The following is a 13616-nucleotide window of genomic DNA, read 5'->3' as shown; positions in this document are numbered from 1 at the left end:
GAACAAAAAATTAGTAAAGCTGAGAGTCGCCTTTAACAACATCCATCAATAGCTTGATGAACTTACGATCGGCTTCCGTGTGTTCTTCTTGGATTTTAATGGTGGTTTGGTTGGACACTTCTTCTGCAATACGTTGATAAGCATTTGGCTGGTTGATATTTTCTTTGGCGATACGGACTAATTCTCCAGCGAGTTCTGGATCCATAAGCATCTTACGAAAACAGCGCAAAAATTCATCAATAACTCGTTGTTGGTTAAGCTCATTAGCCATGGTAAAACTCCTAATCAATTTATGCCGCTATGACACCATGAAGCGTAGGTTAGAGCAAGTTTTTATACGCTTTGTGTTGACAAATCTGAGGCACAAAGACAAAATGAAACGCAATATAATTCGACGACACCATGTCGATGACTCCTTTTTATGGGCCACTAGCTCATCTCAGTCAGATTCGTTCTGATAAGCACAAGTGTAGAATGGCGCAATATTGTTGTCCTATACTTCTCCTCGCGAAAAGACGCGGGCAGTGTAAAAACTGCGATTTATTGCGTTTGAGTGTTTCTTACTTTTAGATAAATGTTCCTTATTTTTAAAAGTTACCTCAGTTAGTTTAGCAAACTTCGTTCTATCAACTTTAATCTGCTTGTCTTATGCGGTTACAATAGCTGCACTAAAATTAAAAGACAGATAAATACTATAGAGGGTAACAAGGTGGAGTTATTATCCGGTGGTGAAATGATCGCCCGCTTCCTCAAAGATGAGGGAGTTGAATATATCTATGGTTATCCAGGTGGAGCCGCACTTCATATTTACGATGCTTTGCATCGTCAGTCTGACGTAAAGCATATTCTGGTTAGGCATGAACAAGCTGCAACGCATATGGCTGATGGCTATGCACGTGCCACGGGCAAAGCGGGTACGGTTCTTGTAACATCGGGTCCAGGTGCAACTAATACTGTTACTGGTATTGCGACGGCTTATATGGACTCTATTCCCATGGTCATTATTTGTGGTCAGGTTATGAGCTACCTGATCGGCGAAGATGCGTTCCAAGAAACCGATATGATTGGTGTATCACGTCCAATTGTGAAGCACAGCTTTACGGTTAAGCATCCTTCTGAAATTCCTATGATCATGAAAAAGGCTTATCACATTGCCAGTACTGGTCGTCCTGGCCCTGTTGTGATTGACGTGCCAAAAGATATGACCATGCCAGGTGATAAGTACGAATACAAATACCCAGAATCTGTTTCTATTCGCTCTTATACGCCACCAACGAAAGGTCACAGTGGTCAGATCAAAAAAGCAGTCGATTTGCTGTTAGCCGCTAAGCGTCCAATCATCTATGCTGGTGGTGGCGTTATTATGGGCGGTGCGTCTGATTCTTTGGTGAAACTGGCTAAGTCTTTAAACGTACCTGTAACTAATACCTTGATGGGCCTGGGTGGATACCCAGGAACAGATAAGCAGTTTGTTGGTATGTTAGGTATGCATGGCGCATACGAAGCGAATATGACCATGCATCACAGTGATGTGATTTTGGCTGTTGGCGCTCGTTTTGATGATCGTGTTACAAATGATCCTGATAAATTTTGCCCTGGCGCAAAAATTATCCATATTGATATTGATCCTGCTGCTATTTCTAAAACCATTCGTTCAGATGTGCCAATTGTTGGCCCTGTTAGTCAGGTTTTAGAAGAAATGCTGTCTTTGGTTGAAGGTCAAAGTTCAAACACAGAAGCGCTTGTTGGTTGGTGGAAGCAAATCAATGAATGGCGTTTAGTGCACGGTGGTCGTTATGACACGAGCAGCGAAAAGATCAAGCCTCAAGCAGCGATCGAGGCGTGCTGGCGTGCTACTAAAGGCGATGCTTATGTTGCGTCTGACGTAGGCCAGCACCAAATGTTTGCCGCTCAGTATTATAAATTTGATAAGCCAAACCGTTGGGTTAACTCTGGTGGTTTAGGCACGATGGGTTTTGGTCTTCCTGCTGCAATGGGCGTGAAGATGAACTTCCCTAAAGAAACCGTAGTTTGTGTAACAGGTGAAGGCAGTATTCAAATGAATATTCAAGAGCTTTCTACCTGCTTGCAATATGGTTTACCGGTTAAAATCTTGTGTTTGAACAACGGTTACTTAGGCATGGTTCGCCAGTGGCAAGACATGAACTATGAAGGTCGTTACTCAAACTCCTACATGGATTCATTGCCTGATTTCAAAATACTGATGGATGCTTACCGTCATAAGTATGTTGAAATTCGAACTAAAGATGAACTCGATGCCAAGATGGAAGAAGCGTTTGCAATGACAGATCAATTGGTCTTCATTAACTGTTACGTGGATCCAGAAGAGCATGTATATCCAATGCAAGTGCCTCGCGGCTCTATGCGAGATATGTTCTTGAGCAAGACGGAGCGTACCTAATATGCGACATATTATTTCTGTATTGATGGAAAACGAGCCGGGTGCTTTGTCGCGAGTAGTTGGTTTGTTCTCACAGCGTAACTTTAACATCGAATCATTGAACGTAGCGGCAACGGATGATCCAACCTTGTCTCGCCTTACATTGACGACATTTGGTTCAGATCAGGTTGTAGAGCAGATCACCAAACAACTTAATAAGTTGATTGATGTGGTGAAGCTGGTGGACTTGACTGAAGGTCAGCACATTGAGCGTGAGTTGATGCTGGTTAAGGTTCGTGCTACTGGTGCTCAGCGCGCTGAAGTGAAACGTACAGTTGATATCTTCCGTGGCAACATTGTGGATATGACGCCGTCTATTTATACGATTCAAATCGTTGGTGAGTCAGATAAACTTGATGGGTTCTTACAAGCGTTGGGCGGCGCTCATTTGCTTGAAGTAGTTCGTACTGGTGTATCTGGTATCGCTCGCGGTGAAAAGACACTGTCTTTATAATCGTCTACTATTTTTGTAGTGGTCTTATAGATAGACTGAAAAAGCCGCGCTTATCCGCGGCTTTTTTTATGCGTAAATGATGGGTATTAAGTGAGGGTTAAATGGATAAAACGAATTGGAAACTGCTCAAGTTGCTAGAGCAGAATGGCCGTTTGACCTACGCAGAATTGGGTAAAATGGTTCATCTGACTGCACCAGCGGTCGCAGAGCGAGTTCGAAAGTTAGAAGAGTCTGGTGTGATTACTGGTTACGGTGCAAAAATTAACCTAGAGAAAGTAGGAATACCTATAACAGCCTTAGTTGAATGTCAGGTTTACCGAACCAAAGAGCGTGAATTTAAAGCATTAGTGCTTAGTCTGGATGAGGTGATCTCTTGCCATAATGTAACGGGGCCTTACGCTTTTGTGCTTCGGGTTGCGGTACGTTCTATGTCTTTATTGGATGAGTTATTAGAGCGTTTAATTGATCTGAGTGATACGAATACCATGATGGTGCTTTCAACTCCAGTTTCACGAGAAATGCCGGTGAATATTGAAAAAGGAGTTGAAGCTGATATCAATTAGGGCTGTTGGGCAAGCTTTATAGCTGTTTTTGCCTGGCGTAGCCATTGGCTAATAATCATCCCTGTCATAATAAAGCCACAACCAACCAGAGCACGAGTTGAAAGGATTTCCTCCATAAATATCCAGCCACCTAATGCGGCAAATACCGCTTCAGATGAGAGAATAAGAGCACTGACACTAGGCGAAACATTTTTTTGCCCTAGTGTTTGTAATGTGAAGGCAATGCCAGATGAAGCGACGCCGGCATAAACTAAAGGCCACCAAGCCATTCTGATGCCTTCAAGCGTTGGGGTTTCTAATATGAAGGCGCTGATAGAGGCTAATATCGTTGCTACGAAGAACTGAACGATAGAAAGTGGTAAAGCGGATACATATCGAGAAAGGTAGCCAATTAATAAAACATGACCAGTCCAAAAAAGAGTACCTAGTAGCTCTATCGCATCGCCTTTATTGATGGATAGGTTTGGCCCAACGGTTAAACTGTAAAGGCCAACTAACGCTAGTCCTACTCCAATCCAAGTATGTCTCTCGGTTTTATGGCCCAGCAGAAGTCCTAATATCGGTACGAACACAATATACATGCTGGTGATGAATCCAGCATTCCCTGCCGTAGTGTATTGCAAACCTATTTGTTGACACGTAAAGCCCAAGAACAAGCAGCTTCCTGCAGCGAGCCCCCCTAACCAAAGCTTTCGATTATTTTGAGATTGCTTGGGTTTAAAAATAAACAATAAAGGTAAAAGCGACAATGTTGCTAATAGAAAACGCATAGCGTTAAAGCTGTGTGGCCCAAGGCTTTCCATGCCAACACTTTGGGCGACAAAGGCAAAGCCCCAAATGGCGGCGGTGGCCCATAAAAAAATATGTGCAATAGACATAGCTAATCCCTAATTATTGGTGACGGAGTGGTTATTTTACGGAGTGAGGGTAAGTTTCCACAGATAAAATAAAAGGTTATTCGAGCGCTTAGCTTTGGATAAAAAAGTAAATTTAAGGTTTTGCTTTTGCAATGCAGAGTTCTAACTAATTGATTTTCGGACATCTTAATATATTTACTTTTGTGTCACCTAAAAGGTTAAAAAATAGGCTGACAGGCGAATTATTAGGCTGTACAGTTGCGCCAAATTATATGGTCGATTTTAGCTGTTAATTTAGACCGTCTTTAGCTCAATTTTAAGAGAATTAATTGTTATGACATTCAGTGTTTGGTTGGCAACGGCGCCGTTGTTAATGTTGCTGTCTTTAGGGCCCGGCCCAAATAATTTTACTGCGATGCACAATGGCATTCAGGTTGGCGCGACTAAAGCTGTTATTGCTGTGGTTGGTCGAAATCTAGCTTTTAGCATCTTGATGTTAATTTCCGCGCTAGGTTTAGGGGCTATTATTGTTTCTTCTAGCTTTTGGTTTAGTGTTATCAAATGGTTCGGTGTCGCTTACCTGTTTTATGTTGGCATCAAAACATGGCGTAGTGCAGCCATGGTGCTTGAAGAACATGAAAGTGAAGTCGGAATCAAGGCGAAACGTGGACACCTTGCGAGAATGCGCCAAGAGTTTTTAGTAGCGATCGGCAATCCTAAAGCGGTATTGCTTTTTACGGCTATTTTTCCGCAGTTACTGGATCTTAGTCAGCCTGTTCCTATGCAGTTTTTCTGGATGGGATTAACTTTTTGTTGTACGGAGTTTATTGCGGCTTATATTTACGCAATGAGCGGCAAGCAGATTCGCCGTTTGATTCGCAGCCCTAAAGGTATGAAAAACCTTAACCGCGGAATGGGCAGTGTGTTCGTTTTGGCGAGTGCTTTTTTAGCAACGGCAACACGTTCTTAAAAAGTTTGTAGTGTAATTTAAATAAAAAAAGGTGACGCTAGGTCACCTTTTTTTATTTTTTACATTTTGTGTTTTAGCTTAAATAACTTTTTTAGCTGTGTTCTTTTAAGAACTCTTCGCTTAGGTACAACTCTTCGTTACTGTTTACTTTCACATCACGGTCTAGAATCATTTTCGCGATTTCTTGCGCTTCTTCTAAGGAATGCATTTCGTAAGTGCCGCATTGGTATTCGTTCAACTCTGGAATGTCAGATTTAGCTTTTACTTTCAATACGTCTTCCATTGCTGCTTTCCAAGAAGCAGCAACAGTGTCTTCAGAAGGTGTGCCGATTAAGCTCATGTAAAAACCAGTACGGCAACCCATTGGCGAAATGTCGATAATTTCGACGCTATCACCATTTAGGTGTTCACGCATGAAGCCAGCAAACAAATGTTCTAGCGTATGGATACCTTTTTCAGAAAGGATCTCTTCATTTGGCACGCAAAAACGTAAATCAAATACTGTGATGTCATCACCTTTAGGTGTAGACATGGATTTAGCAACACGAACGGCTGGTGCATCCATACGAGTGTGGTCGACACGGAAACTGTCTAATAATGGCATAAAATCTCTCCTACTGAACTCAACGGAATCATCGTTGCTTTATAAATGGTGATATCAATTGCCGTTATTGTACATGAAGTTTTGAACCTTTGATCGGACTTTTTGGTGATCGTAAATATTCATAACTGAGAGCTAAGCAGAAAGCGATAATAGCAAACAGCATGCTTTGACCAATGAAAAACACCATGCAGCTACAGCTTATTAAGGCAACTATAGCCAATATTTGGGCTGCACGATTGACTAATTTGAAAGCGGCAACGCAGGTTAATGTGTAAATAAGCAGAAAGCTGCCGTTTGTCATTTCAATGAACCATGACATTTTCCAGTCAGAGACCTCTGAAAACACAATAGAGAATAAAGTGATTAAACCAACCAGTAATACTGCTTTTTCAGGTGCGCCATTTTTATTAAGCCCGATAAAAGTTTTAGGTAAGGCGCCTTGCTGTGCCATAGATTGCACCATACGAGAGAAACCTAAGATATAAATGGCCACGTTGGCGAAGGCGATAATATAAGCGCCAACAGCAAAGAATCGACTGCTCGTTTCGCCCATTAATTTGCTAACTAACAATGCTAGAGATTGGCTGTTGGTAATTTCGTCGCCGTAAGTGTGATGCCAAGCAATGAGTAGTACTAAACTTAGGTAAGCAAGAATAACTATAGTGATGCCACCCAGTAATGCGATTGGGAAATCTCTGGTTGGATTTTTGAACTCAGCGCCCATATGGGCCATGACTTCAATGCCTAAGAAACACCAAAATATAACGCCTGTGGCGTAAAGTGTTTGTTGCCACTCAACGGCGGTTACGGGTGCTTCAATAACTTGGCGACTGTCTAAAATATCACCAATATAGCAAAGCCACAAAATAGTACCAATCATCACGATGACAATAGCAGTTTGAAACCTAGCTGAGGTTTGCATGCCTACGATGGCAAAGAAAAGCATGCCAGCAAGGGTTAATAAACTAAAGGCAAGAATCCATTCATCAGATGTTTTAAAAATAATGGTCAAATACGCCGCTGCGACCTTTATAGCAACTGCAGGGCCAACCAATAGAATACTTAAAAACAACCAGCCCACTGCTTTTTCATAGCGCGACCCAAATGCTCGACCAATATAATGTGATGCTCCTCCAGCGGAAGGATACTTGGAGCCAAGTAACGCAAAAATAAATGCAATTGGGATAATCATTGTGGCGGTGATTAACCAAGCATAAAAAGCAAAGGATCCCGCCTCTGCAACAGACATGGCGGGCAAGATCATCAGGCCAGTACCAATAAAGGTAGTTACCGTCATTGCTATGCCTTGTAGCGGGCCAAGAGTTTTTTGGTATTGGTTCATTTGTTTGCCTTTACTTGTTAAATTCTGTAGCTGTTATTTGTTGTCGCTAAGGATAAAATACTTATATTAGCAATACGCTATACAAGTTGACCCCATTAAGGCGCATTTTGCCGGAATGACCGTCAAGTTGAATAACTAATAATAAAAGGGGGGTTGGGTGGCCGATCATTATGATCAAAAAATATTAGCTTTACTGGTTGACGATGCTCGGCTTTCTGTTTCAGACATTAGTCGGCAAGTTAATTTATCTCGTTCTGCGGTGACAGAGCGCATTCGTCGCATGGAAGATAATCGAACCATCACTGGCTATCATGCACATACTTCGGTTTCAAAAGAAGACGGCGTTACTGCTTATTTGGCCTTAACTTTTAGACCTTTGTCTTGCGATCTTGTGCAGCCTTTGATTGAGGCTATTCCAGAGGTAAAGCTTGCCCATTCTATTAGTGGTGATTTGGATTTGTTGCTTTTAGTTCAAGCGAGCTCCATGGCACGTTTAAATGCGATTCGTAGTGAGATGGACAGCTGGCCGAACCTTCATAAAATAGTGACGCACATGTGCTTATCAAATCGTCTTGATCGTTGGTGAGTCGTATTTTAGAGGCTCTGTCAGAGCAATTGCGAATTTATCTGATAACTGCTTGAATTGTGTACAAAATCCGCCCGCGTTATAAGTGAGGTCGTGCTCTGAAAAGGTTAAATTTAAGAGAAAGGTGGTCTAGTAAGGCAAAGTCTTACGATGATTTATTGATTCTGGCAATACTTGGTGCCTTGTGTGGTTTACTAAGTGGGCTTTTGATGGTGTTTTTTTATGCCGTCATTTATTTACCTACTCGATACTTTATCGGTGCTGATTTTGATTCTTTTGAGTCTTTGGCTGTTGAGTGGCGTGTTGGACTTTCTTTTGCTGCTTGTGTTGTTTTGGCGCTGCTTTTTACATTGCTGCCGAACCGATTACATAAAGTGGGTGTTCCTTATGTTGTTGAACGTCTAAATTATCATCATGGTAATTTGCCTGTGTGGAATGCGGTGGTGCAGTTTTTTTCAGCGGCAATAGGTTTGGCTGGTGGTCTTTCAATTGGTAAGGAAGGTCCTGCTGTGCACCTTGGTGCGACACTTGGTGGCTACTTGGCGGGAAAAGCAAAATTGCCTCAGTATGGCGTTGAAACCTTATTGGCCTGTGGTGTTGCCGGAGCGATTTCAGCGGTATTTCAAACGCCTTTAGCGGGTGTTTTGTTTGCCTTTGAAGTGATTTTTCTGGAATATCGACAGCGTTATGTTTTACCTGTTTTGCTCTCTTCTGTTATTGCTACCTTAGTAAGTCATTATGTTATTGGGCCTTTGGATATATTTAGTGTCGAAAGTATCTCTTCTGTGTTGCTTTCGACTGATTTATTTGTCGCTTGCTTTGTCTTAGTTGTTTTTATCGTATTACTGTCTGCTTTGTTTCTTCATACGCAAAAGAGTCTTTGGCGGTTCAGTGGTGTATCTGTTTGGTGGCGTTTTTCTTTAGTGGCAATTGCCACGTCTTTTGCAGCTATTTATTTGCCGGAATCATTGGGCAGCGGTTACCTTTCTCTTTCTCGTTTATTGTCTGGTGATTTAATTTTATATTCCCTGCTGTTATTGATTTTAGTTAAAACGGTCTTGACTGCTTTTACTATAGGTCTGGGAATTCCGGGAGGAATGATAGGGCCGACTTTTATTATTGGTGGATTGGCAGGTGTTCAGGTTGCTTTGGTGTTTGATGATAGAGTAGCGGATGTGGCTTTATTCGCATTACTAGGAATGGCGGCTATGATGGCGGCTAGCTTTCAGGCGCCATTAACAGCTTTGGTTGCTATTATAGAGATGACCCATTCGTCGGAAGCGATCGTTCCTGCGTTGTTTGTTATTGTATTTTCTTGTCTGTTGATGCGAGTGTTTTTTCATCAGGAATCTGTGTTTGTCGAAAGATTGAATTTTATGGGAATGTCTTCGACTATTAGCCCTTTTCAGCGATATCTGCGACACCATACAGTTAAGCCAGTTGCTGAAGAGGTTTTGCTTCTGCCTAAAATCGTTGCTATTGAACAGGTGAAAGATTTAGCGTCAAGTATGGTAGACTATGTAGTTTTCGAGATTGAAAACGAGCGGCGTTTGGTCCGTAGAATTGCTGTATTGGATACATTGAAAACTTTGGAAGAAGGCCCTCAGTTATGGCTTGTTTCAGAGGACGATAGAGTGAAGATGAACTTATCTTTGGCATTAGAGTCGACTCTTGTTTCTGTAATTGATGAGCCTCCTTCATTAGAGGCTATGTTGGGTTGGTTTCAGGAAACAGGTTTGCCAGAGGTGCTGGTGGCGGTATCTGATTCTTCTTTTAGTCTGGTTTCTCGTCATCGTCTCGATCAGTTTTTGTTAAAAAGTGACTAGTTGCACCTGTTTTTTAGTAGGGGGAGTGTTTTCTAGTTCTTTATTAAAAGTTTTATTGGCAGTAATGCTTCTTATGTTAAAGCTTGCTTGCTTTTGTAAATTATCAGTTATGGGATTTGAATAAATATGAGTCGTTCAGAAGATCTATACGCACGTGCCCAACACCGTATTCCTGGAGGTGTTAACTCTCCAGTTCGAGCTTTTAATGGTGTCGGTGGTACGCCTATTTTTTTCCAGCGTGGGGAAGGGGCTTATGTCTATGATGAAGACAAAAAACGCTATATAGATTATGTAGGTTCTTGGGGGCCAATGATTTTAGGTCACTCGCACCCAGATGTGTTAGATGCGGTTAGAAAGCAGCTTGATTTTGGTTTGAGCTTTGGTGCCCCTACAGAAGTTGAAATCACAATGGCAGAGAAAGTCTGTGAACTTGTTTCTTCTATGGATATGGTGCGCATGGTGAATTCGGGTACCGAAGCCACTATGAGTGCGATCCGCTTGGCTCGTGGTTATACCGGACGCGATAAAATCGTTAAGTTTGAAGGTTGTTACCATGGTCATTCAGATTCTTTGCTTGTTAAAGCGGGTTCTGGTGCATTAACGCTTGGCGTTCCGAATTCTCCTGGTGTACCTGCAGATTTGGCGAAACATACTATTACACTGCAATACAACGATATTGAAGAAGTGACTCGTTGTTTTGCAGAAATCGGGGATCAAATCGCTTGTATCATTGTCGAACCTGTTGCTGGCAACATGAACTGCATTTTGCCAGTTGAAGGGTTCCTTGAAGCCTTGCGTCAAGTTTGTGATGAATCAGGCGCTGTATTGATTTTTGATGAAGTTATGACTGGTTTCCGTGTTGCCCTTGGTGGTGCGCAGGATCACTTTGGCATTGTTCCTGATCTGACAACACTAGGTAAAGTTATTGGTGCTGGTATGCCGGTTGGTGCTTTTGGTGGTAAACGCGCCATCATGGAATGTATTTCACCGTTAGGTCCAGTTTATCAAGCGGGTACCTTGTCTGGTAATCCTGTTGCGATGGTGGCAGGTTTGGCTGTTCTGAACAAAATTAGCGAAGAGGGCTTCCATCAGGCTTTAGGTTCTAAGGCTGGTCGTCTTATATCAGGATTGAAAAAAGCCGCAGATGATGCAGGCGTACCTTTCTGCGTGGTTAGTGTTGGTGGAATGTTTGGTTTCTTCTTTACTGAAGCTGAGGCGGTTAAGACATTTGCGGATGTGCAGAAGTGTGATTTAGGTAAGTTTAAAGCGTTTTTCCACTATATGTTGGAAGAGGGGGTGTATTTCGCTCCTGCAGCGTTTGAGGCTGGATTTATCTCTCAAGCTCATACAGAAGAAGATATCGACTACACAATAGAAGCTGCTAAGCGTTCTTTTGCTAAGCTAGTATAAATAATTCGTTAAATAAGGAAGGTTTGTAACATGTCTATTGATGATATGAAAAAATCACCGGTTGATGAAATCGAAGACATAGACGTCGGCGATGAGAAAAAACAGCCGCATAAGGGTGTGTATCTATTGCCAAACTTGTTTACTACGGCTGCACTTTTTTCGGGGTTCTATTCCATCATTGCTGCGATGAATGAAAACTTTACTCATGCTGCTGTCGCGATATTTATTTCGATGATATTTGATGGCTTGGATGGGCGTGTTGCGCGTTTGACTCATACTCAAAGTGCATTTGGTGCTGAGTATGATTCCCTTGCTGATATGGTCTCTTTTGGTATTGCGCCAGCGCTTGTTGTATTTACTTGGTCTTTGGCACCACTTGGTAAGATTGGTTGGATTGCTGCATTTATCTATGCTGTTGGTGCCGCTCTTCGTTTAGCCCGATTTAATACCATGCTTGGTGTTGAAGAGAAGCGTTATTTTACGGGATTACCAAGTCCTGCTGCTGCAGCTCTTGTGGCCGGGGTTATATGGGCTGCCAATGACAAAGGTGTTTCTGGTGAAAGTGTGGCAACGCTGATGGCATTACTAGTTCCTATTGCCGGTTTATTGATGGTTAGCAACGTAAAATATCGTAGTTTTAAAGATCTTAATTTGAAGGGGCGTGTGCCTTTTGTAGTGCTCCTTATTGCGGTTTTAGTTTTGGTGTTAGTCGCTCTAGAGCCTGCTTTAGTGCTGATGAGTGTTTTCTGTCTTTATGGTTTATGGGGCCCACTTGGAATTGTGTTTAAGCGACTTCGCTAGGCAATGTGGCAAAAAAAGAGCATTCTTTTATAATTCGAGTGCTTTTCTGAACTAGTGGCGTGTCCCCTTGTCCATTATTCTAATAATAGAAGGGGTCATGCTATGCTGATTTTAAATAAAAAAACGTCTGATTGCTCTGAATCAGAAGTAACCGATAAGTCTATTTACTTAAACCGTCGTCAATTTATGAAGGCGACGGGTGGGATTGCTCTTGGTGTGGGAGGGATTGGTAATGTTGCTGCAGCCCTTCAAGAAGGTAATCCTTTATCTCCACCTTCCTCTCTTAAATCTTCCTTTGCAAATATAGCTGAAACCACGTTTGGTAAAGACGATAAAGTGTCTCCTTACGATGTCGCCACTTCCTATAATAATTTTTACGAGTTTGGCTATGGTAAAAGTGACCCTAAAGATCGATCTTCTGAATTCAAAACGACTCCTTGGACAATAACGGTAGAGGGTGAAGCTGGAAAGACCGGTGTTTTTGACCTTGATGATATTATTAAAGAGTCAATGCTAGAGGAGCGTATATATCGTCTTCGTTGTGTTGAAGCTTGGTCTATGGTTATTCCTTGGGTTGGCATTTCTCTTGCGACAGTTCTACAGAAATTTGAGCCAACATCTAAAGCAAAATATGTTTACTTTGAAACCTTGTATGATCCTAAGCAAATGTCAGGTCAACGTGGTGGTGGACTGGATTGGCCATACCGAGAAGGGTTGCGTATTGATGAGGCAATGAATCCCCTGGCATTTCTTGCTGTTGGTATGTATGGGAGTATATTACCCAATCAAAATGGGGCGCCAGTTCGCTTAGTTCTACCTTGGAAATATGGTTTTAAAAGTATTAAATCCATAGTGAAAATTCGCTTTGTTGAAACAATGCCCGAAACCACATGGAGTATGTTGGCTCCTAATGAATATGGTTTTTACGCAAATGTGAATCCTAATGTGGATCATCCTCGCTGGTCTCAAGGCCAAGAGCGGCGATTACCGGGTGGTGTTCTATTTCCTAATGTAATTGAGACAAAGATGTTCAATGGCTACGAGGAAGAGGTCGCAAGTTTATATACTGGTATGGACTTGAAAAGGAACTATTAGCGTGTCGACATTCTGGGATAGAAAAGAAAAGCCATATATTGTCATTCTATTTTGTTTGCCCTTTGTGTGGATGTTTGTCTCTTTGTTGATGGGGCAATACTTTCCAGATCCTGGCAAGCTATTGATGAGACTTAGTGGGATTTGGGCATCTGTAGCTGTTGTAGCTGTTATGGCGATGACATTGATTGGTAAAGTGAAGTCGTTTAGATTCATTAATCGATATCGTCGTTTTATTGGATTGACGGCCTTTTTTTATGCTTTGCTTCATTTCGTTATTTATTTGGTTTTATTTGCGGGATTAAGTTGGACTTGGATAAGTTCTGATTTAGTTGAGAAGCCCTATATATATGTTGGTACTTTGGCTCTGGTTATTCTGGCTGTATTAGCGTTAACAAGTACGAAGGCAATGATTCGTAAGCTAGGAAAGAAGTGGAAACCTCTTCATCGATTAATGTACCTAGCGGCGATTGGTGTAATTGCTCATCTATGGTGGCAGGTTAAAGATGATATTTCGTTGGCTCTTTATTTTTCTGTGTTTTTAGTGCCCTTGTTAATCATGAAAATACCCACACTTCCTAGCTATAAGAAACTTTTTAAGAAAACTTAAAAAAAGAGCTTGCGCTAAAACTTCTAGGCTGTATTATACG

Annotated in this window: 14 protein-coding genes; 10 read left to right on the top strand and 4 right to left on the bottom strand. The window is 41.9% G+C overall.

Annotated features, from left to right (window positions below; translation table 11 throughout):
• Positions 1-10: 10 nt before the first annotated feature.
• Positions 11-271 (bottom strand): hypothetical protein, encoded by a 261-nt coding sequence (locus KPL72_RS06405; protein WP_012069032.1) that lies wholly within the window; start codon positions 269-271, stop codon positions 11-13.
• Positions 272-709: 438 nt separating this feature from the next.
• Between KPL72_RS06405 and KPL72_RS06400 the strand changes: the two genes are divergently transcribed.
• From KPL72_RS06400 to KPL72_RS06390, 3 genes are all read left to right on the top strand, one after another.
• Entirely contained in the window at positions 710-2422 is a 1713-nt protein-coding gene (locus KPL72_RS06400; RefSeq protein WP_219702230.1) for an acetolactate synthase 3 large subunit, read from the top strand.
• Position 2423: 1 nt separating this feature from the next.
• On the top strand, positions 2424-2915 hold the full coding sequence (ilvN, locus tag KPL72_RS06395) for an acetolactate synthase small subunit (RefSeq protein WP_012069034.1): 492 nt from the start codon (positions 2424-2426) through the stop codon (positions 2913-2915).
• 101 nt (positions 2916-3016) lie between these two features.
• Positions 3017-3478, top strand: a complete 462-nt coding sequence (locus KPL72_RS06390) for an Lrp/AsnC family transcriptional regulator (RefSeq protein ID WP_219702229.1) — start codon at positions 3017-3019, stop codon at positions 3476-3478.
• On the opposite strand, the gene KPL72_RS06385 is transcribed toward KPL72_RS06390, so the two are convergent.
• Positions 3475-4356, bottom strand: coding sequence for a DMT family transporter (locus KPL72_RS06385; RefSeq protein WP_219702228.1), 882 nt, complete (start codon positions 4354-4356; stop codon positions 3475-3477). The two genes, KPL72_RS06390 and KPL72_RS06385, sit on opposite strands and share 4 nt — an antisense overlap.
• Before the next feature lie 313 nt (positions 4357-4669).
• On the opposite strand from KPL72_RS06385, the gene KPL72_RS06380 reads away from it, so the two are divergent.
• On the top strand, positions 4670-5305 hold the full coding sequence (locus KPL72_RS06380; protein ID WP_212918119.1) for a LysE family translocator: 636 nt from the start codon (positions 4670-4672) through the stop codon (positions 5303-5305).
• A gap of 91 nt (positions 5306-5396) precedes the next feature.
• Here KPL72_RS06380 and luxS read toward each other — a convergent pair whose 3' ends face one another.
• Together luxS and yjeH are read right to left on the bottom strand one after the other, a co-directional pair.
• Entirely contained in the window at positions 5397-5909 is a 513-nt protein-coding gene (luxS, locus tag KPL72_RS06375) for an S-ribosylhomocysteine lyase (protein WP_212918120.1), read from the bottom strand.
• A 64-nt stretch (positions 5910-5973) separates the two neighbouring features.
• Positions 5974-7251 carry an L-methionine/branched-chain amino acid transporter gene (gene yjeH, locus KPL72_RS06370; RefSeq protein ID WP_212918121.1) on the bottom strand — a complete coding sequence of 426 codons (1278 nt, stop codon included), beginning with the start codon at positions 7249-7251 and terminating at the stop codon, positions 5974-5976.
• 157 nt (positions 7252-7408) lie between these two features.
• Between yjeH and KPL72_RS06365 the strand changes: the two genes are divergently transcribed.
• The 6 genes from KPL72_RS06365 (at position 7409) to KPL72_RS06340 (ending at position 13576) form a co-directional block, all read left to right on the top strand.
• Positions 7409-7837 carry an Lrp/AsnC family transcriptional regulator gene (locus tag KPL72_RS06365; RefSeq protein ID WP_212918122.1) on the top strand — a complete coding sequence of 143 codons (429 nt, stop codon included), beginning with the start codon at positions 7409-7411 and terminating at the stop codon, positions 7835-7837.
• A gap of 158 nt (positions 7838-7995) precedes the next feature.
• Complete coding sequence (locus KPL72_RS06360) at positions 7996-9663, top strand: chloride channel protein (RefSeq protein WP_249422131.1); 1668 nt, start codon at positions 7996-7998, stop codon at positions 9661-9663.
• Between the two features lie 126 nt (positions 9664-9789).
• Positions 9790-11073, top strand: coding sequence for a glutamate-1-semialdehyde 2,1-aminomutase (gene hemL / locus KPL72_RS06355; protein WP_219702227.1), 1284 nt, complete (start codon positions 9790-9792; stop codon positions 11071-11073).
• A 30-nt stretch (positions 11074-11103) separates the two neighbouring features.
• A complete protein-coding gene (gene pssA, locus KPL72_RS06350; RefSeq protein WP_219702226.1) occupies positions 11104-11874 on the top strand; it encodes a CDP-diacylglycerol--serine O-phosphatidyltransferase in 771 nt (256 codons plus the stop codon).
• A gap of 102 nt (positions 11875-11976) precedes the next feature.
• Positions 11977-12969: a protein-methionine-sulfoxide reductase catalytic subunit MsrP gene (gene msrP, locus KPL72_RS06345; protein WP_219702225.1), complete on the top strand. Its 993-nt coding sequence runs from the start codon at positions 11977-11979 to the stop codon at positions 12967-12969.
• 1 nt (position 12970) lies between these two features.
• Entirely contained in the window at positions 12971-13576 is a 606-nt protein-coding gene (locus KPL72_RS06340; RefSeq protein WP_346729495.1) for a protein-methionine-sulfoxide reductase heme-binding subunit MsrQ, read from the top strand.
• Positions 13577-13616: the final 40 nt, after the last annotated feature.

It is taken from the genome of Marinomonas lutimaris, from assembly GCF_019426345.1.
Lineage (GTDB): Bacteria > Pseudomonadota > Gammaproteobacteria > Pseudomonadales > Marinomonadaceae > Marinomonas > Marinomonas lutimaris.
This window is presented reverse-complemented; position numbering and strand designations above follow the sequence as displayed.

What these genes read in the sequence shown, in the direction of transcription:
- KPL72_RS06405 (WP_012069032.1), bottom strand. Translation starts at nt 271, where the DNA reads ATGGCTAATGAGCTTAACCAACAACGAGTTATTGATGAATTTTTGCGC.
- ilvN (WP_012069034.1), top strand. Translation starts at nt 2,424, where the DNA reads ATGCGACATATTATTTCTGTATTGATGGAAAACGAGCCGGGTGCTTTG.
- KPL72_RS06390 (WP_219702229.1), top strand. Translation starts at nt 3,017, where the DNA reads ATGGATAAAACGAATTGGAAACTGCTCAAGTTGCTAGAGCAGAATGGC.
- KPL72_RS06385 (WP_219702228.1), bottom strand. Translation starts at nt 4,356, where the DNA reads ATGTCTATTGCACATATTTTTTTATGGGCCACCGCCGCCATTTGGGGC.
- KPL72_RS06380 (WP_212918119.1), top strand. Translation starts at nt 4,670, where the DNA reads ATGACATTCAGTGTTTGGTTGGCAACGGCGCCGTTGTTAATGTTGCTG.
- luxS (WP_212918120.1), bottom strand. Translation starts at nt 5,909, where the DNA reads ATGCCATTATTAGACAGTTTCCGTGTCGACCACACTCGTATGGATGCA.
- yjeH (WP_212918121.1), bottom strand. Translation starts at nt 7,251, where the DNA reads ATGAACCAATACCAAAAAACTCTTGGCCCGCTACAAGGCATAGCAATG.
- hemL (WP_219702227.1), top strand. Translation starts at nt 9,790, where the DNA reads ATGAGTCGTTCAGAAGATCTATACGCACGTGCCCAACACCGTATTCCT.
- pssA (WP_219702226.1), top strand. Translation starts at nt 11,104, where the DNA reads ATGTCTATTGATGATATGAAAAAATCACCGGTTGATGAAATCGAAGAC.
- msrP (WP_219702225.1), top strand. Translation starts at nt 11,977, where the DNA reads ATGCTGATTTTAAATAAAAAAACGTCTGATTGCTCTGAATCAGAAGTA.